25 protein-coding genes are annotated in these 23186 nt (G+C 34.6%); 8 read left to right on the forward strand and 17 right to left on the reverse strand.

What is annotated here, in order from left to right:
- Positions 1-4 precede the first annotated feature (4 nt).
- Positions 5-460 carry a MarR family winged helix-turn-helix transcriptional regulator gene (locus AC806_RS11215; RefSeq protein ID WP_014125828.1) on the forward strand — a complete coding sequence of 152 codons (456 nt, stop codon included), beginning with the start codon at positions 5-7 and terminating at the stop codon, positions 458-460.
- Positions 461-711: 251 nt separating this feature from the next.
- Here the strand turns inward: AC806_RS11215 and AC806_RS11220 are convergent, their stop codons facing one another.
- The 5 genes from AC806_RS11220 to arcA form a co-directional block, all read right to left on the reverse strand.
- On the reverse strand, positions 712-2157 hold the full coding sequence (locus AC806_RS11220; RefSeq protein ID WP_069029329.1) for a YfcC family protein: 1446 nt from the start codon (positions 2155-2157) through the stop codon (positions 712-714).
- A 43-nt stretch (positions 2158-2200) separates the two neighbouring features.
- Positions 2201-2893: a Crp/Fnr family transcriptional regulator gene (locus AC806_RS11225; RefSeq protein WP_069029330.1), complete on the reverse strand. Its 693-nt coding sequence runs from the start codon at positions 2891-2893 to the stop codon at positions 2201-2203.
- Between the two features lie 21 nt (positions 2894-2914).
- Positions 2915-3847, reverse strand: coding sequence for a carbamate kinase (gene arcC, locus AC806_RS11230; RefSeq protein WP_014125831.1), 933 nt, complete (start codon positions 3845-3847; stop codon positions 2915-2917).
- Positions 3848-3985: 138 nt separating this feature from the next.
- Positions 3986-5008 (reverse strand): ornithine carbamoyltransferase, encoded by a 1023-nt coding sequence (argF, locus tag AC806_RS11920; RefSeq protein ID WP_180991272.1) that lies wholly within the window; start codon positions 5006-5008, stop codon positions 3986-3988.
- A gap of 15 nt (positions 5009-5023) precedes the next feature.
- On the reverse strand, positions 5024-6256 hold the full coding sequence (gene arcA, locus AC806_RS11925) for an arginine deiminase (protein WP_069029332.1): 1233 nt from the start codon (positions 6254-6256) through the stop codon (positions 5024-5026).
- 361 nt (positions 6257-6617) lie between these two features.
- On the opposite strand from arcA, the gene AC806_RS11245 reads away from it, so the two are divergent.
- From AC806_RS11245 to AC806_RS11255, 3 genes are all read left to right on the forward strand, one after another.
- A complete protein-coding gene (locus AC806_RS11245) occupies positions 6618-7103 on the forward strand; it encodes an arginine repressor (RefSeq protein ID WP_014125834.1) in 486 nt (161 codons plus the stop codon).
- Between the two features lie 80 nt (positions 7104-7183).
- Positions 7184-7672: an arginine repressor gene (locus AC806_RS11250; RefSeq protein ID WP_069029333.1), complete on the forward strand. Its 489-nt coding sequence runs from the start codon at positions 7184-7186 to the stop codon at positions 7670-7672.
- A 252-nt stretch (positions 7673-7924) separates the two neighbouring features.
- On the forward strand, positions 7925-9247 hold the full coding sequence (locus AC806_RS11255; protein WP_014124116.1) for an IS1380 family transposase: 1323 nt from the start codon (positions 7925-7927) through the stop codon (positions 9245-9247).
- 425 nt (positions 9248-9672) lie between these two features.
- Here AC806_RS11255 and AC806_RS11260 read toward each other — a convergent pair whose 3' ends face one another.
- The 7 genes from AC806_RS11260 to lacA form a co-directional block, all read right to left on the reverse strand.
- Positions 9673-11379 (reverse strand): PTS transporter subunit EIIC, encoded by a 1707-nt coding sequence (locus AC806_RS11260; protein WP_069029334.1) that lies wholly within the window; start codon positions 11377-11379, stop codon positions 9673-9675.
- Between the two features lie 64 nt (positions 11380-11443).
- Positions 11444-12871, reverse strand: a complete 1428-nt coding sequence (gene lacG / locus AC806_RS11265) for a 6-phospho-beta-galactosidase (protein ID WP_069029335.1) — start codon at positions 12869-12871, stop codon at positions 11444-11446.
- Positions 12872-12873: 2 nt separating this feature from the next.
- Positions 12874-13224, reverse strand: a complete 351-nt coding sequence (locus tag AC806_RS11270; protein ID WP_069029336.1) for a PTS lactose/cellobiose transporter subunit IIA — start codon at positions 13222-13224, stop codon at positions 12874-12876.
- A gap of 94 nt (positions 13225-13318) precedes the next feature.
- Positions 13319-14272 (reverse strand): tagatose-bisphosphate aldolase, encoded by a 954-nt coding sequence (gene lacD / locus AC806_RS11930; RefSeq protein ID WP_231960497.1) that lies wholly within the window; start codon positions 14270-14272, stop codon positions 13319-13321.
- 15 nt (positions 14273-14287) lie between these two features.
- Positions 14288-15220, reverse strand: a complete 933-nt coding sequence (locus AC806_RS11935) for a tagatose-6-phosphate kinase (RefSeq protein ID WP_069029338.1) — start codon at positions 15218-15220, stop codon at positions 14288-14290.
- Positions 15221-15246: 26 nt separating this feature from the next.
- Positions 15247-15762: a galactose-6-phosphate isomerase subunit LacB gene (lacB, locus tag AC806_RS11285; RefSeq protein WP_014125838.1), complete on the reverse strand. Its 516-nt coding sequence runs from the start codon at positions 15760-15762 to the stop codon at positions 15247-15249.
- A 28-nt stretch (positions 15763-15790) separates the two neighbouring features.
- Positions 15791-16219: a galactose-6-phosphate isomerase subunit LacA gene (gene lacA, locus AC806_RS11290; protein WP_038024324.1), complete on the reverse strand. Its 429-nt coding sequence runs from the start codon at positions 16217-16219 to the stop codon at positions 15791-15793.
- A gap of 183 nt (positions 16220-16402) precedes the next feature.
- On the opposite strand from lacA, the gene AC806_RS11295 reads away from it, so the two are divergent.
- Genes AC806_RS11295 through AC806_RS11305 form a run of 3 tightly spaced genes read left to right on the forward strand, consistent with a single transcriptional unit; the run spans position 16403 to position 18633 of the window.
- Entirely contained in the window at positions 16403-16906 is a 504-nt protein-coding gene (locus tag AC806_RS11295; RefSeq protein WP_014125840.1) for a PTS sugar transporter subunit IIA, read from the forward strand.
- Complete coding sequence (locus tag AC806_RS11300) at positions 16899-17204, forward strand: PTS sugar transporter subunit IIB (RefSeq protein WP_069029339.1); 306 nt, start codon at positions 16899-16901, stop codon at positions 17202-17204. Before AC806_RS11295 ends, AC806_RS11300 begins: the two co-directional genes overlap by 8 nt.
- 19 nt (positions 17205-17223) lie before the next feature.
- Positions 17224-18633 carry a PTS galactitol transporter subunit IIC gene (locus AC806_RS11305; protein WP_061841181.1) on the forward strand — a complete coding sequence of 470 codons (1410 nt, stop codon included), beginning with the start codon at positions 17224-17226 and terminating at the stop codon, positions 18631-18633.
- A 72-nt stretch (positions 18634-18705) separates the two neighbouring features.
- On the opposite strand, the gene AC806_RS11310 is transcribed toward AC806_RS11305, so the two are convergent.
- The gene (locus tag AC806_RS11310) at positions 18706-19458 is read right to left on the reverse strand and encodes a DeoR/GlpR family DNA-binding transcription regulator (protein ID WP_069029340.1); all 753 of its coding nucleotides are present in this window, start codon (positions 19456-19458) and stop codon (positions 18706-18708) included.
- Positions 19459-19622: 164 nt separating this feature from the next.
- Here AC806_RS11310 and AC806_RS11315 point away from each other — a divergent pair, with 164 nt between their 5' ends.
- Positions 19623-20099, forward strand: a complete 477-nt coding sequence (locus AC806_RS11315; protein ID WP_014125845.1) for a GNAT family N-acetyltransferase — start codon at positions 19623-19625, stop codon at positions 20097-20099.
- Positions 20100-20129: 30 nt separating this feature from the next.
- On the opposite strand, the gene AC806_RS11320 is transcribed toward AC806_RS11315, so the two are convergent.
- The 4 genes from AC806_RS11320 to rplM all read right to left on the reverse strand — a co-directional run bounded on the left by AC806_RS11320 (position 20130) and on the right by rplM (position 22996).
- A complete protein-coding gene (locus tag AC806_RS11320; protein ID WP_069029341.1) occupies positions 20130-20867 on the reverse strand; it encodes an alpha/beta hydrolase in 738 nt (245 codons plus the stop codon).
- Between the two features lie 121 nt (positions 20868-20988).
- The gene (locus AC806_RS11325; protein ID WP_061841184.1) at positions 20989-21885 is read right to left on the reverse strand and encodes a proline iminopeptidase-family hydrolase; all 897 of its coding nucleotides are present in this window, start codon (positions 21883-21885) and stop codon (positions 20989-20991) included.
- 259 nt (positions 21886-22144) lie between these two features.
- The gene (gene rpsI / locus AC806_RS11330) at positions 22145-22537 is read right to left on the reverse strand and encodes a 30S ribosomal protein S9 (RefSeq protein WP_061841185.1); all 393 of its coding nucleotides are present in this window, start codon (positions 22535-22537) and stop codon (positions 22145-22147) included.
- A 15-nt stretch (positions 22538-22552) separates the two neighbouring features.
- Positions 22553-22996: a 50S ribosomal protein L13 gene (gene rplM / locus AC806_RS11335; protein WP_041591865.1), complete on the reverse strand. Its 444-nt coding sequence runs from the start codon at positions 22994-22996 to the stop codon at positions 22553-22555.
- Positions 22997-23186: the final 190 nt, after the last annotated feature.

Genomic DNA, 23186 nt, shown 5'->3' on the forward strand with positions numbered 1-23186 from the left:
ATCATTGTCTCAAATTTTACGAGAAATAGGAAACATCGCACGCGCCTTAGACTATATTAGTAATGTTGAATTTAAAGATATCCATTTGAATAAAGGGCAATACCTTTATCTAAGTAGAATTTATGAAAACCCAGGTATTATCAATGATAACTTAGCCAAGTTAGTCAAAAATGATCGCACAGCTGTAGCTAAAACAGTAAAACATCTTGAACAGGAGCAGCTGATTTTAAAAAAAGCTGATTCAACAAATAAAAAAATTCGATGCCTTTTTGTCACACAAAAGGGAGAAAAATTACATGATTATCTGCAACGAGAAGAGAAATATTCAAGTAAACAAGCATTAGCTAATCTTTCCTTAAAAGAACAAAAGCAATTATTGAACTTATTGAAAATAGTGAGCTCAAATGTTTCATTCGATTGGGACTTTGTTCGGCAAGGTTATAAAAGAAATTACGAATAGAACTGTTTTATTCTTGCTAATTAGAAAACTCATCTACATTAGTAAAAGAAAGTTAGAGTAGCAAGTTATAAACTAATATAGATTATCTAAAACCTTTTATTACAAAAAAACCAGCAACTTTTTTACGAAAGTACTGGCTGATTTTGTTAATATAATCATTAAAAATTTATTCTCAATTGCGTCACTGCAATAAAGTACTAAATTAAAAAAACTTGGGTACCTTTATTTGAACACCCAAGTTTTTTTAATAATCAACTAGCTACTAGCATTGAAATAATCAAAATAAGTAAGTTCAAAACACCTAAAACAATTATTGGTTTACGCATAAATTTTATCCAAGTAGAGTAATTTACTTTTGATACTTCCAATCCACCCATTACAACACCCGAAGTAGGCGTAATTAGGTTAATTAAACCACAACCAGAGGCAAAAATCATAACCATCACATCTGGACTTAAACCTATGTTATTTGCTAATCCACCCATAACAGGAATAGAAACATAGGCCAAACCTGAAGTAGAAGGGATTATGAAAGATAGACCTAAATACAATACATAAGCACCAATTACGAATAAAATTGGAGAGAAATCTTGTAATAACCCTGCAGCTTTATCCAAAATAAATAGATCTAAATAGGTAGTAGACATTAATACTGAAGCACCACGCGCTACTACGATAATTAAAACAACAGATAACATATCTTTACTACCTTCAACAAAAGAATCTACTGTTTCCTTCTCAGAGAATCTTCCAACAATTGCACAAATTAGACCAATAATGAAGAACCACATTGCTAAATCTCCAAAATACCAATCGCCGAAACTTTCTCCTGTTAAAAAGGAAGTCCATCCATCAAAAATCGTAACCCCAAAATCTCCCCAAGGAATCAATGATACAATCATAACTAGAAAACAAAATGCAAAGATAGATAAAATAATTTTATGACGTTTCGTAAAAGACAAATCTTTTTTATCTTCTTGCCCGAAGTTTTCTTTCATATCCTCTTGTTCTTGCAGTGAAAGAATTGTTGAACCCTTGTCTTCTTTTACTTTTTTAGCGTAACGCATCACAATAAAAATAGAGTAAGCAGTAGAAACAGCCCAAAGCATAAATCCTATTAATAAAATGACCCCTGTGTTAGGCTGAATACCGATTCCCCTCAAAGCATCCATTGCTACGCCTGTTGAAAATGGATTAACAGTTGAACCAATTACCCCTGAGCCAGAACCGAGTAACACAGTACCTACAGCAACAATTGTGTCAAAACCTGCTGCTACTAGCGTAGCAGTTAATAAGCTATAGAAAGGAATTGTTTCTTCAGCCATACCATAAGTAGATCCACCAATTGAAAATAATACCATTAAAATGGGAATTATAATTAATTCATTTCCCTTTAACTTTTTTACCACCGTTTGTATGCCAGATTCAAGTGCGCCTGATTGAGTAACAATATTCAAAAAACCACCTAGCACTAAAATAAACACACTAATTTCAATTGCATCACGGAAACCATTAAATGGAGCCATCACAATATCTGATATTTTAGCGCCAACTACTTGATTAACCGTCTCGCCATCGACCGTCTGCGGAGAAAATGTCTGACCATTTAGTATTATTGTTAGTATACCTAAAGCAATAAGAATAATAAATAAAATACTAAATGACGATAATTCTTTTCTTTTCTTTTTTTTTGCCATTTTATTTTTCACAGTTAGAGACTGTGTCCGACCTTCTTTCTTTTTAGTTTGTTAGTCGTTCAACAAAAAAAGTACTGTCTAAGAAAATCAACCGTTTATGATTATAGCGAATCAGTTTTGATTGAACGAGCTGTTTAATTATGCTACTAGTGGTCTCCCGAGTTGTACCACTCATTGTCGAAATATCCGTAATCGTTACCGGAGAGGCAAGTTCTATTTCTCCGGTCCGTTGATTCCGTTCTGCTAAATCACTAAATAAAATTGCAAGAGAAGTAATAACACGATCATAAGTATTACTTATTATGCCCTTTTGAATTTTCATATTTTTAGTTTTTAAGGCCTCAGATTGTATCTGTAAATATTTGACTAATTGTTTCGCATTATTACTAAGAAGTTGCTCAAAGAATTTTACTGGTATAATAACGACTTCAATATCCGTTTGCGCGATTGCTGAAAAGGTATAAGTCTCATCATAAAACAATCCAATTAAGGGAAACAGTTCATCGCTAGGTATGAACTGTAAATACATGAATTCCCCGTTGATGTCGGATTTTTCAATTCTAATTGTACCTGAGTTCAAAAGATAAAGATGAGACCTGCTATCTCCTGGACTATACAATACTTGCCTTTTCCGGTAATTTCTCACTAAACTATTACGCTGAATCAAATTAATTTCTTGATCAGAAAAATATTGAAAGTATTTATTATATCTCGTAATCACTTCTTCTATCTCCATTTTAACTCTCCTAAAAAGCTTTTATTTAGTTATAACGGTACCGATAGTCTCATTTTGTTCCATTTTACCTAAATTTTCTAAAGATGTAATTATCGCTTGTTTTTCCGGGTTATTATTCGCAAACGAGATAGCAGCTTCAATTTTAGGTAACATACTACCTGGTGCAAAATGACCTTGTTCTTTATATTCTTCTAATTCTGCAACTGTTACTTGTTCTAATTTTTTCTCATTTTCTTTGCCATAATTTATATATACATTATCTACACCTGTTAGAATGATAAAAGTATCAGCTTGAACTAAATCAGCTAGTTTTTCTGAAGCAAAATCCTTATCAATAACAGCTTCTACGCCTTGTAAAGATTTTCCTACAACTGGGATGCCACCACCACCACATGAAATCGTAACAACATCACTATTTACTAGCTTATTAATTGTACTTGCTTCATGGATATCAGTGGGTTTAGGGCTAGGTACAACTTTACGCCAACCTCGGCCTGCATCTTCTTTAAAAGTTGCTCCAGATTTCATTTCCTCATCTGCTTCTTCTTTAGTTAAAAATGGGCCTACTGGTTTTGACGGATTTTTAAAAGCGGGGTCATTCTCATCAACAACAACTTGTGTTAACACGGTAGCAACCTGTTTATCAATCTCTTTCTTAGCTAGTTCGTTACTCATAGCATTTGACAACCAATAACCAATGCTACCTTGTGTCATAGCTACACAAGTATCTAACGGCATAGCTGGATTTTTTTCACTATTAGCAGCTTGTTGTTGTAATAATAAGTTACCTACTTGTGGTCCATTTCCATGTGAAATAATCAAATCATTACCAGCTTGGACTAATTGAACTAAATATTTAGAAGTTTGAACCAACGCTTCTTGTTGCGCTTTCGCGCTGGCATCATCTGAAAGAATCGCATTTCCTCCTAAAGCTACGACAACTTTTTTACCCATAATTATTATGTCCTTCCTTTCCTTTAATAAATAAAAATTATTAGTAAAAAATAGTCTGCAGTTAACATTAATTAAACTATATAATAACCACAAACTATTTTTTACTTTTAAATTTAAAACAGTAAAACGTTTGCTTATTTACACACGAGGGATAAATAAATTACCTAACGTTGCAGCCATGATAGCTTTAATTGAATGCATTCTGTTTTCTGCTTCTTCAAATTGTCGTGCATATTTACTTCTAAATGCTTCATCAGTAATTTCCATTTCATCAATTCCATAATCCTCAGAAACCATTTTTCCATATTGTGTTTTAGTATCATGAAAAGCAGGTAAGCAATGGAGAAGGATTAAATTATTATCTTGGTTACCTGTTTTTTGGATCATATCCATATTAATTTGATAAGGTTTCAATAAATTAACTCGTTCTTCAAATTTGTCTTCTTCACCCATAGAAACCCAAACGTCAGTATATAAAACATTTGCATCTTTAACACCTTTTGCTACATCATCAGTAACCATCAATTGTGCGCCCGATTCTTTAGCAAATTTTTCGGCATAATTTACTACCTCTTGTGTAGGTGAAAGTTCTTTAGGTGAACAGATTCGTACGTTTACTCCTAAAATTGCCCCTGTTACTAAAAGACTATTTGCCATATTATTACGTCCGTCACCAACATAGACAAGAGTAATACCTTCTAATTGTCCAAAAGCTTCTTTAACAGTCATAAAATCAGCGATCATTTGAGTAGGATGCCATTGATCAGTTAATCCATTCCACACGGGAACACCAGAATGTTGTGCTAACTCTTCGACTGTGTCCTGACTAAAACCACGAAATTCAATACCATCAAACATGCTACCTAATACAATTGCAGTATCTTCAACAGATTCTTTCTTTCCTAATTGAATATCATTTGCACCTAAAAATTCTGGATGAGCCCCTAAATCAATAGCTGCAGTTGTAAATGCAGAACGTGTCCTTGTTGAATTTTTTTCGAATAGTAACGCAATGTTTTTTCCTTCTAAATAATGATGCGGTACGCCACGTTTCTTCAAATCTTTTAAATGCAAACTAAGATCAATAAGGTACTCTAATTCTCCACGAGTAAAATCTTTTTCAGCTAATAAGCTACGTCCTTGAAATACTGATGTCATTATAAACTCTCCTGTTCTTTATTTTGTAAGGTCTTCACGATATAAAGGCATACTCATACAACGAGGACCGCCACGTCCACGCACTAGTTCACTACCAGGAATATAATTTAATTTTACCCCTGCTTTTTCTAACGCTTTGTTAGTTACCGTATTACGGTCATATACAACCACTTCCCCTGGAGCAATTGTTAAAGTGTTTGAACCATCATTCCATTGCTCTCTTGCAGCAGCAGTAACATTGCCATCACCACAACGAATTAATTGTACAGAATCACGGTTTAAATATTTTGCTAAAATGTGTTCCAATGTGTCCTCTTCTCGCACAATATTTAATTCGCCATCTGCTTTTGGTGTAATTGAATAAACTTCTAACTCACCTTCAATTTCTGGATGAATTGTAAATTTATCATAATCTATCATCGTAAAGACAGTATCTAAGTGCATGAATTTACGATATTCACCAATATTAAAGGCTAAAACGCAATTGAAACCTAATTCTTGTTTAAAAATATTTTTTGCTAGTTTTTCAATAGAAGTAGCTTCTGTCCGTTGAGAAATTCCTACGGCTAAAACGTCTTTAGAAAGTACTAATTCATCACCACCTTCAATACGAGTTGTATCATTACGATCATAAACTTTAGGGACTTCATTGCCTGCAAAACGTGGATGGTATTCAAAAATATACTGCCCATAGATAGCTTCTCTTTGTCTTGTTACCGAATACATATGGTTTAAAGAGACCCCGTTACCCATTGTAGCAAAATTATCTCGAGTAAAATATAGATTCGGCATTGGATCAATTATAAATGGATAAGCGCTTTCTATCATGTCAGCTAAACCTTCAATTTGGTATTCTGGCATTTCAACCTTTTGAATCCCGGCAACCGTTTTATCAATCAACTCACGATTATCTTCAATTGCAATCAGCATTTCTCTTACTTTTTCTCTTACCGCATGACTACGAATACCTGCTTCATCTAAGTATTGATCAATGAATTGTATACGAACTTCTTCACTAATCAATGACTCCGCTGCCAAATCTTCCAAATAAACAACTTCTACTCCTTTATCACGAAGCATGCCTGCAAAATGGTCATGCTCCTTTTGAGCCTGTTCTAAAAATGGAATATCATCAAATAGTAGTCTTTCCAAATAATCAGGCATTAAATTTTCCAGTTCTTTCCCAGGTCTGTGTAACATAACCGTTTTAAGCTTTCCAATTTCTGAAAAAACATTAATTGGCTTACTCATAACTTAAGTCCTCCTCTTTATTTAACTTACAACATAAGGATAATAAATTATCCAATCACCAATTGTGAAATATTCAGCAAATAAAAAGGAAATTATACAACGTTATTCAATTATTAGTATATTTTCAACGAAATAGAATGCGCTTTCTTTTTAAAATGCAAATTTTTGCTGTATATTTATCATTAATTTTTCATTTTATACATAATTTTTTTTATTCTTTAATTTGAAACGCTTATTCACCTTAACACAATCGTTTCCCACTAGCTCATTTAACTACATTTTATAAGGAAAAAATGTGTAGTACTTGTTATAATAATAATAATAGAAGGTCTAAAATTAGTTAAGTGAAGGTGGTGAACAAATGAACCGTACACAACGTCAAGCTATCATAAAAAAAATTGTTACTGAAAATGAAGTTTCTACTCAAAACGAATTATTAAGTCTACTTGAAAAAGAAAAGGCTCTTACTACACAAGCAACCATCTCTCGCGATATACGGGAATTAAATATTACAAAAGTAGAAGATAATAGTGGAAAATCATATTATCGTATATTAAACAATTCTGTTTTAGGAACAAAAAAGAAGTCAGAAGAAGAACGTCTGAGCGATATTATTATGGAAACTGGAGTCTCTTTAACTCAAATAGAGTTTACCAACCTACTAACAGTCCTTCCTGGCAATGGTAACGCGATTGGTGTTTTAATCGATAAAGTTCGTGTAGAAGTTAATAGCAAAATTGTTGGCTGTATTGCTGGTGATGATACCATTTTAATACTTTCTAAAAATGAAGAGGACGCTCGCATGGTGAATGAATACTTTCAACAATATTTATTTCACGTTTCTTAATAAAAATATTATTAAGTAGTCCTTTAGTTTTATTTTTGATATAATTAATATGAATTAAGATACATTAAGAGGTGAAAAAATTGCATAAAAATGAACGGCAAAGTTTAATTAAACAAATAATTAGTCAAAATACAATTCGGACTCAAGAAGAGTTATTACAGCGACTACAAAAAAAAGATATAACTATTGCACAGGCAACTATTTCTAGAGATATACGTGACTTAAAAATAATTAAAACAATTGATGAGAAGGGAAAACCTAAATTTGTACTATATGATACTTCTTCCTTACAAAAACAAGGAGAAACGGAGAAATTAATTAGTATATTTAATGATATCGTTACTAAGATCGAACACGTTCAATTCCTAACAATTGTCCATACCCTTCCTGATAATGCTTCCTTATTAGCGTCGATGATTGATGAGATACATTTACCTGAAGTAAAATGCTCCCTTGCTGGTTTTGATACTGTTGTTTTGATTGTTGCAGACGAAGCTCATGCTATAGAAGTGGAAAATTATTTTAATGAAATTTGGCAAAAACAAACAAATGAACAGATAGAAAACTAAAAAGCAACAGGCAGCAAAATGACATGCCTGTTGCTTTTTAATCAAACTAGAAAATTGTATATGGATAAGATTATGTTTTGTTAAAGCTCATTATTAATCCTGAATGATTTATAAATTTTTCCAAGGATGAATCAATCCTTGGTATGCTCATTTTTCTAAAAGTTTAGTTGCTTCACCTTCTGGGTGTACAAAAAGAACGCACTTCGTGTTATTGTAAAGTCGACAAAACATAACAATAAGGAGTGCGTTCTTATGTCTTTCACTTTACAACAAAATTCTCTTACATTCAATGAGCAAAAAGCCATCTCGATCGCCAATGATGGTGGCACCTTAACCAATGACGCGGGGCTCGTCTTACTTTCGGAGTTTCTAAATCAAATTCGTTTTGATTCCCTGTTAGCGCAATACGTTCATATTCCAGAGTATCGTGCCTTCGCCCAACATGAATGGCTGGATGTCGTAAAACAATGGCTATATCAATTGATCGCTGGTTATTCTCGAGACCGAGACGCCAATACCTTACAATATGATCGCCTTTTTAAGGAAGCATTGAAACAAGAGCGACTCAGTTCGCAATTTATGATGTCTACTTTGCTTCATACCTTGACAGAAGAAAATGTTAATCAACTATTACAAGTGGCGAAAAAACTTGGCGATTTAGGCATGGACCAGCAAAACAGCCAACAACTCGTGCTTGATCTGGATTCCACCTGTTGTCCCACTTACGGAAAGCAAGAAGCAGGGGAATATATTTACCACTATGGCCTCAATGGGTATCATCCATTTGTGGCATTTGAAGGTTTAACCGGATTGGCATTAGATGTTCGCCATCGTCATGGCAAATCTTATACCTCCACCCACGCCGAAGATTATCTCGTAGAAATGTTGGCGCATTACCAACAACGTTCGAGTGATCCCACAATGCTTGTACGCGGGGATAGTGGCTTTGCCAAACCGGAAATTTATAAACAATGTGAGTGTCGAGGCGCCCATTATGTGATTAAATTGAAAAATAACGTACGGTTGATTCATTATGCGCAACATCTTGTCCAATATACCAACGGTACGGACTACACAAAGACCGAACATCAATATTTTAAGATGGCTTATCAAGCAGATTCTTGGGACCGATCTCGGACAGTAGCCATCAAGGCTACCCGAAAAGCCGAAACTTTACTTTTTTCCGAATTTCAATTTGTGGTGTCCGATTTCGCTCATCTTTCGCCCCAAACCATTTTTCAGCTCTATCAAAAACGTGGGAATATGGAAAACTTCATCAAAGAAATGAAGACCGGATTTTTCGCTGATAAAACGGATAGTCCTTCCTTTTTAGCGAATAAGGCTCGCTTAGCCCTAAGTTTTATCGCCTATAATATCATCCACTTGATGAAACAGCTGACTTTTCCGCAAGAGAAAAAGACGACGGTGATTGACACGATCCGTTTTCAACTATTTCATATTGCTGGAAAAGTCACAGAACACGCGCGTCAAGTGCAAATTCACTTATCAAGTACGAATGTTTACAACACGTTGTTTTGGGAAGTCCTTACACGAATTCAGCGATTGAATCTCTAGTTTACTTTTACCCTTCTCCTCTTGATAAAAAAGGCTTGGTTTTCATTTTCTAGGAAGAATTTTATCTTTTTTTAGCGTCGTTCGATCGTCCCTTCCTATTCTTTATTAAAAAGTGGCAATAAAAAGGGAAAATAACATCAAAGTCACCTCGTTGAGCGGTCGAATGCGTTATCCACAAATTTTTATAAATCATTCAGGTTAATTTTATCATTTTAACAACTATCAAAAAGTTAAATTGTAGTTACATAGGCAGTTCCCTAGTTAATAAATATTTTTTTACGAATCTAGGTCTACAGTTGCTATGCTTAGAGTTTAGGCAATAAGCTCTTTTTGTATCTCTGTCCATCGCTTAGACATTACCGTGGTATTATCTTGGTAATCCTTATTAATAAAATTCAAGCTATATTTTAATCATTTTTCTTTTGTCACTCGTTTAAACTTTTTAAGACAAAATTCAACGCTTCTTGTGGAGCTTGTGTCATTTGTACATATTCTTTACCTCTAGCAATAATAACTTTAACACCATATTTATCTGCATCTTCTTGTATATCATCACGATACATTTTCACTTGCGGAGCTAAAATAACTGCGTCATAATTAGGTAATAAATCATAATGAGAACCATAAGCTGCTCCTTTAGCTGTAATTGGTATATCATCTTTTTCAGCAGCTTCATTGAGCGCGCCAGCTAATTGTTCACTCGTTCCAGAGCCTGCACAAATAACTAAAATTCGATTTCCTTTATTTGTATCAATTACCTTTTCTGTGGCTATATTTTCATTATTTTCTGCTACAACCATTTCAGATTCTTCGTTATAATAGTTTTCTTCAATTTCCCCTGTCTTCTCAGTTTCTTCTTGAATAAGAGTTCTATCATAAGCACGACAGAATGGATAGTAAATCAGAATATCTACAATAATCAAAACCACACTCAGAACAAGTGATAACCAATCAAAATTCGTCCCTAAAAATAATCCTAATGGTCCTGGTGAAGCCCATGGTAGAACATACATAATTCCATTCATACTTAAAACATCAATAAATAATTTACCAATAACAACATTAACTACTGGCGCTATTAAAAACGGTATGAAAAAATAGGGATTTAAAATAATAGGCGCTGCAAACAATAAAGGTTCATTCACGGAAAATAAGACGGGTATAAAAGAAGCTTTACCCACAGCCTTTAATTGTTTAGAATGCATAGCAAACATAAAGATGAAAGGAACAACTAAAGTTGCACCTGTTCCACCTAATTCGCCAACAAAATTACCAAAATTTTCTGTTAAAGCATGATGAGGAAACTCGCCTGATTGAAATAGTTCCAAATTTTCTGAAGTATTTCCTATTAAAGCAGCAGTAATGGCCGGCTTAACAACACTTGGTCCATGAACGCCAACAAACCAAAACATTGGAATCAACAACCAAACAATACTCATTCCTAGGTAAGATTCCACCCCACCAAACAATGGCGCGAACACTTGTGTTAAAATATCAGCAAAAGGTACTTTGAAAGCTACTCTTGCAATAATATCAATTAATGCACAACCTAATACGGAAAATGAAAAAGCAAATATATCACGAAAATTTTGTGATATCGTTCCTGGCACTTCTTTTGGCAAACGAATTGTAATATCATGAGTGATACAAAACTTAAACATGTTCACTGTTAAAAAAGCGGATACAAAAGCAGATAACAAGCCATGAGTATCCATATTAACAGCTTCGAAGTTTCCTTCACTGGTTTTAGAAACAGCCAATAGTAAGAACCCAGATAGGGAAGCTAACATTACGGAAGTTTCCCCAATAACCTTTCCGTCGGGCATTCTTCGGTTCATCGAAACTGCTAAATTTTTAGCAGTAGTTCCAGCTACCATCAAGCCTACAATACCCATGGTATACTCATAAATTTTATTAAACCATTCTGTTAATGTTTCTGGTAAAGCAAAATCAATTCCTAAACCTGTTGCGATAACTTCGGGAACATTAGCTAAAAGTAAAAAGATACTGGAAAATAAAATAACTGGCATTGCATTAAGAAAGCCGTCTTTAATTGCTTGCAAATAGATATTTTGCGATATTTTTTCGAATGTTCCCTGATTTTTTTCAAGTAATTTGATAATCTTATTCAATAAAAAACCCCCTATCTAATAGCCTTTCGGATAAACTTTTCTCTCCGAAAAGGCTATAACTTTATTATTTCTCCATTGTTTTTGCTAATTCTTTAAACCATAGCGCACTTTTTTTGATATAACGTTTTTGTGTCTCAAAATCAACATAGAATAATCCGTAACGTTTGTTATAACCATTAGCCCAAGAAAATTGATCTTGTAAAGACCATACAAAATATCCTTGCACGTCTACTCCTTCTGACCGAGCTTTCAGTAATGCCTCTAAATGTTGATCAATATAGTCAATACGTGGGGTGTCATCAATAACTTCGTCTTCTCGTGTAGGTGTTTCATCTTTATATCCCATACCATTCTCTGTAATATAGATCGTTTTACAATTTTTATAGTCATGCGATACACGTTTCAAAATGTCATATAGTCCTTCAGGGTAAATATTCCAATCCCAATCAGTTTGCGGAACACCTTCTTTTTTAACAGATTCTCCTACTCCTTTGAATTTAAAGGTAGAAGTTCCCCTTTCTCCAGTACCATTAAAATGACTAGTACTTTCGCCTTCATAACTTTGAATAAATTCATTTTGGTAATAATTGATACCAAAATAATCGTTTTGAGATGCAGCTTGTTTCATAATAGAAAAATCACCATCTTCAACCTTTAATGATGCGCCATTAAGCTGTAAGATTTCATTGATCGAATTCATCGTATCTTCAGAATAATATCCTAGAAAAGTAGCATCCAAAACAAACTTATTCATGAAAGCATCTTTTAATTTCGCTGCATGGCGGTTTTTGGGAGTATCGGTAATAGGGTAAACTGGCGTCAAATTATGTATCACACCAATGTTACCTTCTTTTTCCAATTCATTTTTATACAAATTAACTACTCGAGCATGAGCAAGCATTTCGTTATGTTGTGCTTGAATACCTCTTGTCACATCAAAATGATGATTAGGTGGAAAATTACCTTGAATGAATTGAGAATACGCTAATGGCACCGGCTCATTGATTGTAAACCAATTAGTAACTTCATTAAATTCTTCAAAGCAGAAACGAGCATAATCGACAAAATAATCAATATTTTGACGGTTCAACCATTCTCCTTGGTCAAACAACTTCTTAGGACTATCAAAATGATGTAATGTTACATATGGTTCTATACCGTTATCTAAACAGGTTTTAAAAAGATCGTGATAGTAATCAATACCTGTTTTAAGGGGTTCTCCATAACCATCTGGGAAAATTCTAGTCCACGCAATAGAAACACGTATAGCATTTAAGCCATGCTCTTTAGATAAGTTGATATCTTCAGCATAACGATTGTAAAAGTCACTTGCAGGATTTGGTGAAAAACGTCCTTGTTTTTTTAAATAATCGTCCCACATCGTTTTCCCTTTTCCATCTACTTCTGTACTACCTTCGACTTGATAAGCTGCAGTAGCCCCTCCCCAAACAAAGTTTTCCGGTAGTGCTTTCACATGGTTTAATAAAGTCATTTTTATAGCCCTCCTCTTTCTACTTTTTTTTCTAGTGCTGTAATACGTTCATATTGATTGATGATATAATCAATTTCATCTTTTAACATCATCGTGGTCATCAATGTGTCCTGTCCATGAACCATAATAAAAGTCACATCTAATTCTGCACCCCCCGCTTCTTGAGTTAATAAACTAGTTTGCTGATTATGTGCCTCATTAATATTTTCATTTGCATCTTCAACGAGTTCTCGTGCTTTTTTAAAATTACCTTGACGTGCTTGCTTTAATGCATCAAATAAATCAGCTTTAGCATCCCCAGCATAAGCTACTAAAGCAAAACCTACTTTCGAGATTTCTTCCTTATTAATCATTTATTATCCTCCCCTGATTTAATCAGTCTTATAAAATTATTAGATTTATTACTTTATGTTCTTAAAAAAGAATATTTCCCTATCCCAGTATTTATTAAAAGTTAATTGGTGTAGCAGTTTCCTGTAATAACTCATTCAGTTCTTCTATATTTTTTCTTCCTTGGGTTCGCATCCATTGTCTAGCGGAGTCTTCACCTTCTTTTATAAAGTTTTCAACCCCATTTGCCCAAGTTGCACGTCCGCATAAAACGCCATTAAAAGCGGACCCAGCTTTTTTTGCAAAACGTAAGGTTTCCTGAAACATTTCTGTACTAACACCTGCACTTAAGAAAATAAAGGGCAGTTGACTGATATTGCTTTGTTCTTGGAAATACTCACAGGCTTCTTTTTGCGTATATGCGATTTCTTTTTCGTTATATCCTTTTACATAAGCCATATTAACCGGTACTTCAACCTTTAACGCATCCACTTTATAACGATCTTTTGAGAATTCCTTCATAGCACTATTTACTTTATGTGGTTTTTTTAGTGCAAACGCTTTGCTTTTATTGTCCGCAATAGAAGCATCATAAGTGATTAACTCTAAAAAGAAGGGAAGTTCTTCAGCAATACATTCTGCTCCAATACGTTCTATAAAAGCTCGCTTTTGTTCATTGATTTCAACTGTTTCGTCAACATCATAGTACAATAGAAACTTGCAGGCATCGGCTCCTTGTTCTTTAATACGTTTTACTGACCAAGTAGGTAAAAGATCTGGCAAACGGCCGGGAGCACTCGTATCATAACCGGTTTGCTCATAGGCTAATAATTCTCCTGCATGACGATCTTTTACTCTTGTGGCAGGTAACCCATATTCTGGATCCAATAAAATCGCCGAAGCATATGGGGTCAATTCAGAGGCTATAATTTCTTTGAAATCTTTTACCTGTTGATCCGTTGCTTCTTGCGCTTGAAACTTATCCATCATCTTTTTCAATGCACCTCGCTGATCAATTGCAAGAGCACTAATAATATGGTTTTCATCAACTAACGGTTTTAATGCTTTCACTACTACATCCCTCACTTAAACCTTTTTTATTTGGATCTGGTCAAACAACACCCGATAATTTTGCATATTCACTTGTCCAGTCACTTTTTCTTGGGCATTTAACATGCCTAACACATTGCCGTGTTTTAATACCTTTTCATCACTTTGCTTATAATCTAAAGCTTGAGCTAGACCTGCGAGCATAGCATCTCCTGAGCCTACAGGGTTTACTACTTCGATTGGAGGAATCTTTACTTGATAAAATGTATCGTAATGTTTAGCAAATACACCGTCTGCCCCCAAGGAAACTACAACCCATTCAATACCATCAAACAAAGGTGACATAAGCGCTTCTTTTAAGTCTGTAATTGTATTTTTTACATTTCTTCCTAGCAAAGCGGCTAGTTCTTCTCTATTGGGTTTGATTAATAATGGTTTGATTTGACCTTTTAAAGCATTTTGCAAAGCCCTACCTGAGCAATCTAACACCACAGATTTATGTTTCTTATGGCATAAATCTATCATGTCTTTATAATAATCATCAGGTAAACCAGCAGGCAAACTTCCGGAAAAAGTTAGCATACTGGCTTGTTCAATCATCTGGTCAAAATGACTTAAAAATTCTTTTGCTTCATCATTAGTAATACTAGGCCCTTGTTCTAAAATCTCTGTCTGTTTTCCTTGATGTAATATGGCAATACAATTGCGAGTCTCTCCCTCAATCATGAAGAAATGATGGCAAATGCCTTCCTTGCTAAGTTTTTCTTGGATAAAGGCGCCAAAATGTCCCCCAACTAGACCGCTTGCTAGAATATCTGCACCGCTTTGATGTAATACTCTAGCAACATTCAATCCTTTTCCCCCTGCGGTTTTGGTGACATTTGTCACACGATTGACAGTATCCAAATGCAAAGTTTCCAAGGGATAAGAAATATCAATCGAAGGATTCATGGTAATAGAGATAATCAATCTTCCAACCTCCCCAAACATTTTTATTAATCGTGATATTCCCCTCTTTCCCACTTTTCAATAAATTCATCAAAGAAATGAGGATCTTCTTGTTCAGGATGATTTTCTTCCACATGATTAATTTTAGCAATCAATTGTTTATTTTCCTCTGTCTCTTTATATTCTGACTTAAGAAAAGCTTCGATAACGTCGCAAATCAAAAATTCACCTGTAATTTTTCCACCAAAACTGATCACATTAGCATTTAGTTCTTCTTTTGAATATATTGCGCTTGTCATATCGCGTACCAAAGCGGAACGAACACCAGGTACTTTATTTGCAGCATTAGCGATACCCACACCTGTACCGCAAATACATACACCAAAATCCGCTTCTCCACTAGCAACAGCTTCTCCTACTTTTTTCCCGTAGATAGGGTAATGGGTGCGTGTAAAATCATAGGCACCTACATCTAATACTTCATAACCCTTGTCCTTTAAAAAATCTGAAACCGCAATTTTTGTGTCTGTCACAATATGATCGTTTCCTAATGCAATTTTCATAAATAAGTCCTTCTTTCTTTAAAGATGTTTATGCCATTTTATTGAGCATATCGACACGAATTTGATGTCTTCCACCGTCATAGCTTGCATTCAAAAATTCTTTCACAATATTTTTTGCTAGATCTTTTCCTGTAATTTCAGCCCCGATGGTAATCAAACGACAATTATTGTGTTCTCGCGTCATAAAGGCTGATCGTTCATCAGAAACTTCAGCAGAAACCATCCCTTTAACCTTGGTTGCCGTCATAAAACTTCCGGCACCATAGGCATCTATAGCAATACCTAAACTATCTTCATTTTTTAACAAATCTTGTGCCACGGCTAAAGTTGCTTCAACAAAATCAACTGAGGCTTGTTCACTTTTATCAACAACTTCATAACCTTCTTCCAATAAATAATCCTTAATATATTCCTTTAGTTCCATCCCCGCTGTATCTGAACCGATTACAACTCTCATCTTATTTCCTCCTTCATATTATTTCTTAATTCAGTTTCATAATAAAACATAAATAAACATTTTTCAACATAAAAAGTTTTAAAATGTTTATTTTATTTTATTTTTTGTTGACAAACAAAATAATTTATAATAAGAATTGAAAGCGGTTGTATTTAAACATTAACAAACGAAAGAAGGATATTGATGCCATCATTTGAAACTTTATTTACAACAGACCGTATATATATCTCAAATAAGACAACTCAAAAGGAGGTATTTGCAGAAGTTTATCAGGATTTACTAAGACAAGATTGCGTAACAGAAGATTTTTTAGCGAATCTACTAGAAAGAGAGCAACATTATCCTACTGGCATTAGTTTAGCGCCAATTGACCCTGAACTAGCTAACATTGCTATTCCACACACAGAAAGTCAGTTTGTTAAAACAAATGGGATTATACCAATTAAGCTAATCAGACCAGTTAACTTCCACAATATGATTGCACCAGAGGAAGAATTAGATGTTTTGTTTTTATTTATGATTTTAAACCAAAACGGACAAGAACAAGCTGGGCTACTCGCTACAATTATGGATTTCATTAACTCATGTGAAAAAGATGAATTAATAAACTTTTTCCATACAGAAGACGCTATCGAATTATTCAATTTTCTAAAAAACAATTTTAAAGGGGTAATTACAAATGATTAAAATTTTAGCGGCTTGCGGTGCTGGTGTAAATTCTAGTCACCAAATCAAAAGTGCATTGGAAAATGAAATGAAAAATCGTGGTTATCAAATAAAAGTCGATACCACTATGATCAAAGATATCAATCAAGACAAATTGAAAAACTATGATATCTTTACCCAGATCGCCAATTCGAATTTAGGTTTTGACATTGATATTCCTGTGGTTGATGCTGGACCGATCCTTTATCGTATCCCTGCAATGGCCGAACCGGTATATCAAGAACTAGAAGATACAATCAAAAAACTTGATAAACAGTGATTAGACAGGGGGACATAGTATGAGTGCTATTATAGAAATAGCGAATAAAATATTTCAACCACTGATTGACCTAGGTGCAGCACCGATGATGACCATTGTTTTAACCTTAATTGCTTTAGTTTTTAAGGTTAAACCTTCTCGGGCGTTAGAAGGTGGGTTAAAACTTGGGATTGCTATCACCGGAATCGGCGCAATTATTGATATGTTGACAAGTTCATTTTCTCAAGCTATGGCTGATTTTGTCGCACGAACGGGACTTTCATTAAATATTACTGATGTTGGTTGGGCACCTTTAGCAACAATTACCTGGGGTTCACCTTATACACTTTATTTTCTATTAGTTCTAGTTATTGTAAATGTCATTATGCTTATATGGAAAAAAACAAATACGTTAGATGTTGATATATTCGACGTTTGGCATTTAGCTTTTGTTGGCTTATTTGCTATTTGGTCGGGGGCAAATTTATTAATAGCTACAGTCTTAGTTGTTTTCATTGGTATTTTAAAAATTATCAATTCCGATCTGATGAAACCAACGTTTAATGATCTATTAGACGCACCTGAAAACAATCCAATGACTACGACCCACATGAACTATATGATGAATCCAATTATCATGGTTTTTGATAAAATTTTTGACAAAATATTTCCCTGGTTGGATAAATATGATTTTGACGCAGCCAAATTAAACAATAAAGTTGGTTTTTGGGGTTCTAAATTTGCTATAGGTATTTACCTAGGTATATTCGTAGGTTTACTTGCCGGTCAAAATCCAACCGAAATCTTTGAATTAGCCTTCACGGCTGCAGTAAGTTTAGAATTGTTCTCCCTTATTGGTCAGTGGTTTATTGATTCTATCGAACCTCTGTCACAAGGGATTACTGATTTTGCTTCCAAGCGACTAAAAGGACGCACGCTAAATATCGGACTTGATTGGCCTTTCTTGGCTGGTCGCGCTGAAATTTGGGCAGCAGCTAACATTTTAGCACCAATTATGCTATTAGAAGCTGTAATACTTCCTGGAAATTACTTGTTACCCTTAGGAGGTATTATAGCCATGGGAATTACCCCGGCATTACTTGTGGTAACCCGAGGTAGAATCATCCGTATGATCGTCATTGGCGCCATTGAATTACCTGTATTTTTATGGGCTGGTACCTTAGTAGCACCATTTGTTACCAATATGGCTAAAAACATTGGTGCCTTTCCCGAAGGCGTTGCATCCAACCAATTGATCTCTCAAACAACGATGGAAGGTCCTATGGAAAAATTCTTAGGTTATCTTGTTGGGAATGCTTCCCAAGGAGAGATCGAATTTATTATTTATGCAGTCCTTGCACTTATTGCCTACTTATTAATATTTATGTGGTATCGTCGTGAAATGAATAAACGAAACGCAGCTTATGCAGCTGAAAAAAGTGAAAGTTAAAAGCTATTTAAAACGCCCGGTCTTCTGACATATACGTCAAAAGACCGGGCGTTTTATTTTTGTTAAAGGAGTTCAAACAATCACCTGTACCTCTTTTTCCACTTTCTGATACATGTCGTAATCATCTTGATTCATTACCACGGCTGTAACATCACTTAGATTATAATAGGTATAAAAATCTTCTTTTTCTACTTTTGATGAATCAATTAGTAAATATCGATTTACCGAGTTATCTAAAGCAATCGCTTGTGTCTGACCTTCTTCTATTGTCGCAGTCATAATTTCATTTCCTTTGACTGCATTAGAACTGAAAAAAGCGCGATGAAAGTGCATATCTTGTAATGCTTTATTCGTTATTTCTCCAAAAAAGGCTTTCGTTAATTCTCGCATTTCTCCACCTAGCAAATAAACCTTAATATTACCCTTTTTTTGTCTTAAAGTCTGAAACACTGGTAGGCAATTAGTCACTACACGCAAATTATCAAAGTTCATAATCTCGGCTAACAGTTCTATGGTGGTTCCCGGGCCCAAGTAGATTGTTTCATCTTCTTGGATCAACTTAAGCGCTTTTTGAGCAATTTCTTTTTTCTCACTTTTATTGATAATTTGTTTATCAGCATGTGATAATTCTTCTGGACGATATACATTCAAAGTCTGTGCACCACCGTGGACTCTTTTTAAACGACCTGCTTTTTCTAATTCAGTCAAGTCTCTACGCACAGTCATATCAGAAACACCCAGCCTATCTACAATATCATTTACTTTAATCACTCTTTTTTGATCGACTAAGGTAACAATTGCATCTAAACGTTCTTCTTTTAACATTAATTTACTCCTCACGTTTTCTCTTTAATTTATATTTTACAAAAGCAAACAAAAATTGAAAACAAAAATAAACATTTTTAGAACAAATTTACATAATTATTGACAAATATTGATTCATTGCATACTATACTAGAAAAGTACAAAGTAAGGAGGGGCTTATCTTAATGACTATACGAACTTTACAACAAAACGATAATGAACAATTAGCTTTATTAATCCAAACTTCCTTAGCTTCTTTAGGATTAGATAAAGCAGGTACAGCTTATTATGATCCCCAATTAAAATATTTATCTTCTTATTATGAGCAACTTTCCGATGCTTGCTACTGGGTAATCGAATATCAAAATAAAATTATCGGTGGCATTGGTATTGCTCCACTAGAGGCGATGTCTAAAGTTTGTGAATTACAAAAATTATATATTGATAGTAACTTTCAAGGACAAGGTCTATCTAAAAAGTTAATGGATACTGCTTTAGATTATGCATATAAACACTATGAAGCTTGTTATCTTGAAACACATACAACATTAACAAACGCTTGGCATTTATATGAAAAATACGAATTTAAACAATTAAAACAACCCTTAATTAATAGTGAGCACAATGCTATGGATCTCTGGTATTATAAAGAATTAAACTGATAACTTATCTCTTCTGACTAAATATTGAAGCTATTTTTCCTTTAATTTGTCTAACCATTCAGTAATACATATGCTGATTTTCGTTTGCTGTGCCTTTTTTGTAATTGTTGCACTAGAATCACCCTTTTGTGCGCCATACATTCCAAAACCAGCATGATTGCCTCCTTTTATTTCAATATAGTCTGTTTTCTCTGGTAAGTAGTTTTTCCCCTTTTGATATTTTTCCCAGTTTAGCACCCCATCTTTTGAAGCAGTAATAGAAAGAACAGGCAAATTTGTATCTTGCAAACTTCCTTTCTCACCTGGATAGCTGGCTAAAAAAATCATACCTGCTACTTCTTTTGGGTGTTCTGCTACAAAGCGACTAGCGATTACTCCACCAAGGGAATGACCGGCTAAGATAAAAGACTGGTTTGGATGGTCATCCATGATTGGTTGTGCAGCATTTTTTGAAAAAACAGCTAGATTTAAGGGCATATGTAATACATAGACACTATAACCTGCTGAAGCGACTTGTGAGGCCCACTGACTATAACTCTCAGCCGCGACAAAAGCGCCAGGATAGAAGATAACCCCTAGTTCACTTGACTTGCCATCAGAGTAAAGATCATAGTCTTTTTCATGTGTTGCTTGTTCACTTTGCTTCTGTGCTACTTCAGAAGCTGTGTATGTACTTTGATATACGTAAATGGCACCAGTGCTAAATAAAATAATCCCAGTCAATAAAATAATTCCTATGATCTTTTGCCATAATGCCCATTTTTTCATAAAATTATACCCCCTTCTCCATACTGTTCCTGCTCATACGAATCTTTTTTTTATAAAAAATAAACCCAGATATGATGTTTAGCTAAGGCATCCTACCTGGGTTATTCTCTACGAAATCACTTTATTTTTTTTCAACATCTTGCAAGAATTGTATCAAATGCTCAAAATAAACTGGCGCATTATCCACCATATGATGGTGTCCACCATTTGGAGTTGTAACAAAACGTGCATACGGAATTGTTTCAGCCATTCGTTTGCCAACAGCTAATGGCATCGACTCATGTTCTCCATAAGTGATGAGCGTAGGCAATTGAATTTTATGAATATCTTGACTGCGATCCCAACCAGCTAATTTGCCTGTTACCACAAACTCATTATCTCCTTGGAAATAATTATAAACTTGTTCACCTATTGTTGAAGTCAAATGACGAATTGCTGGAGGTTGTTTACGATCAATATAGTCTCGATTTAACCTATCAATCAATTCTTCATACTGTTCGTTAAAATCATTTCTAGCTTCACAATCTTGCAAGAACGCCAATTCTTCATCAGTAAACTCTTTTGCACGAATCGCATTGATATTATCCATATACTCTTGGATATTATCTGTCATACTCGAAATAATAATTCCTTTCAAATGCTGAGGATATTTTAAGGCATATTCTTGTACCAATGCGCCGCCCCATGACTGTCCAATCAAATAAAAATCAGTTAAATTAAGTTTTTGCCGAACCTCTTCGATCTCGTCCACAAAATAATCCATGTGTAAAAATTTGTCGATGTTGTCTTGTTGCGTAAAATCGGGTTGATCCGAGTACCATGAACCCAACTGATCATACATCGTCACTTGTACATTTAAATCACTTAGTTTTTCAGCAAAATTTTCATAATACTCATGGTTACCACCAGGGCCTCCGTGTAAACAAAGGAGTTTTATATCACCGCCAGCATTATCTGTACGCGTCCATAAATGATAACCATTATCCAAAGTAAGAATCGTATTTCCTTCACGTACCATTTACTCACCTAATTTCTATAAAATTTGAGATATTTGTTAGTATAAAACAACGTTACAAAACTATCATAACACTAATTGAAATGAACTGGCAAAAAAGTTTTTTTATGGATATTTAACGCTATTTTATCTCAAAATGGGCTTAAAAAAAGCACCAGCAAGATGCTGATGCTTTAAATCTATTAAATTCTTTATCAAATTAATCATTTGACCCAACTTGAACCAAAAATTAATCGTAAACGTTGATACAATAAGAAATTGATTAACGTTTTGAAAATTGTGGAGACTTACGTGCTTTCTTGTGGTTGGCTTTTTTCCGTTCCACCATACGTGGATCACGAGTAAGTAAACCAGCACGTTTTAACGCTAAACGAAAGTCAGGGTCTACTTCCAACAAAGCGCGAGCAATCCCATGACGGATTGCACCAGCTTGCCCTGCGTAACCCCCGCCGTCTACATTTACAAAAGTATCATACGTACCTAATGTCTCAGTAGTAGCAAACGGTTGATTGATTACTTCACGTAAGTCAGCATGGGGAATATAATCTTCAACATTTTTTTTATTTACAGTAACTTGACCAGTTCCTGGTACTAAGCGTACACGGGCAACTGCATTTTTACGACGGCCGGTGCCGATATATTGTGCTTGTGCCAATAAAATTTCCTCCTATTAGATTAAGTTTGTAATGTCCAATACTTCTGGTTTTTGAGCAGCATGTGGATGAGTTGCTTCACCATAAACATGTAACTTCATTCCTTGAGCGCGGCCTAAAGAATTTTTAGGAAGCATACCCTTCACAGAAGTTTCAATCAAACGACGAGAATTCTTAGCACGCATTTCACCAGCTGTAGTTGATGTTAAACCACCTGGATAATGAGAATGACGGTAATATTTTTTATCAGTCGCTTTATGTCCTGTTAATTTCACTTTATCTGCATTAATTACAATAACATTATCACCTGTGTCCACATGAGGTGTATAAGTTGGTTTATCTTTTCCGCGAAGGATTGATGCTGTTACAGTAGAAAGACGTCCCAAAGGAACATCAGTTGCATCAATTACATACCATTTGCGATCTACTTCGCTTGCTTTAGCCATATATGTTGTACGCAAGATTTTTTCCTCCAATTCAATTTCGAATGTTTGACATACACTTGAGTTTCCGGGGCTCTCGTGGGGCAAACAATACCATTTAATATAATACCTATAAAAAAGCTTAAAGTCAATGTTTTTCTCTCAATAATAAGAAAAAATTGTAAATAAAGAAAAGAAACCTACGACAAGCAGTCATAGGTTTCATAAA

Source organism: Tetragenococcus halophilus (assembly GCF_001712815.1).
Taxonomy (GTDB): Bacteria; Bacillota; Bacilli; order Lactobacillales; family Enterococcaceae; genus Tetragenococcus; species Tetragenococcus halophilus.

Bases quoted from the DNA above. Each gene is read 5' to 3' on its own strand.
- lacA (WP_038024324.1), bottom strand. From the start codon at position 16,219: ATGAGAGTTGTAATCGGTTCAGATACAGCGGGGATGGAACTAAAGGAA.
- AC806_RS11315 (WP_014125845.1), top strand. From the start codon at position 19,623: ATGACTATACGAACTTTACAACAAAACGATAATGAACAATTAGCTTTA.
- AC806_RS11320 (WP_069029341.1), bottom strand. From the start codon at position 20,867: ATGAAAAAATGGGCATTATGGCAAAAGATCATAGGAATTATTTTATTG.
- AC806_RS11270 (WP_069029336.1), bottom strand. From the start codon at position 13,224: ATGATTAATAAGGAAGAAATCTCGAAAGTAGGTTTTGCTTTAGTAGCT.
- AC806_RS11300 (WP_069029339.1), top strand. From the start codon at position 16,899: ATGATTAAAATTTTAGCGGCTTGCGGTGCTGGTGTAAATTCTAGTCAC.
- lacG (WP_069029335.1), bottom strand. From the start codon at position 12,871: ATGACTTTATTAAACCATGTGAAAGCACTACCGGAAAACTTTGTTTGG.
- AC806_RS11225 (WP_069029330.1), bottom strand. From the start codon at position 2,893: ATGGAGATAGAAGAAGTGATTACGAGATATAATAAATACTTTCAATAT.
- AC806_RS11310 (WP_069029340.1), bottom strand. From the start codon at position 19,458: ATGTTAAAAGAAGAACGTTTAGATGCAATTGTTACCTTAGTCGATCAA.
- arcC (WP_014125831.1), bottom strand. From the start codon at position 3,847: ATGGGTAAAAAAGTTGTCGTAGCTTTAGGAGGAAATGCGATTCTTTCA.
- arcA (WP_069029332.1), bottom strand. From the start codon at position 6,256: ATGAGTAAGCCAATTAATGTTTTTTCAGAAATTGGAAAGCTTAAAACG.
- AC806_RS11325 (WP_061841184.1), bottom strand. From the start codon at position 21,885: ATGGTACGTGAAGGAAATACGATTCTTACTTTGGATAATGGTTATCAT.
- AC806_RS11295 (WP_014125840.1), top strand. From the start codon at position 16,403: ATGCCATCATTTGAAACTTTATTTACAACAGACCGTATATATATCTCA.
- AC806_RS11305 (WP_061841181.1), top strand. From the start codon at position 17,224: ATGAGTGCTATTATAGAAATAGCGAATAAAATATTTCAACCACTGATT.
- lacB (WP_014125838.1), bottom strand. From the start codon at position 15,762: ATGAAAATTGCATTAGGAAACGATCATATTGTGACAGACACAAAAATT.
- AC806_RS11220 (WP_069029329.1), bottom strand. From the start codon at position 2,157: ATGGCAAAAAAAAAGAAAAGAAAAGAATTATCGTCATTTAGTATTTTA.
- AC806_RS11245 (WP_014125834.1), top strand. From the start codon at position 6,618: ATGAACCGTACACAACGTCAAGCTATCATAAAAAAAATTGTTACTGAA.
- AC806_RS11255 (WP_014124116.1), top strand. From the start codon at position 7,925: ATGTCTTTCACTTTACAACAAAATTCTCTTACATTCAATGAGCAAAAA.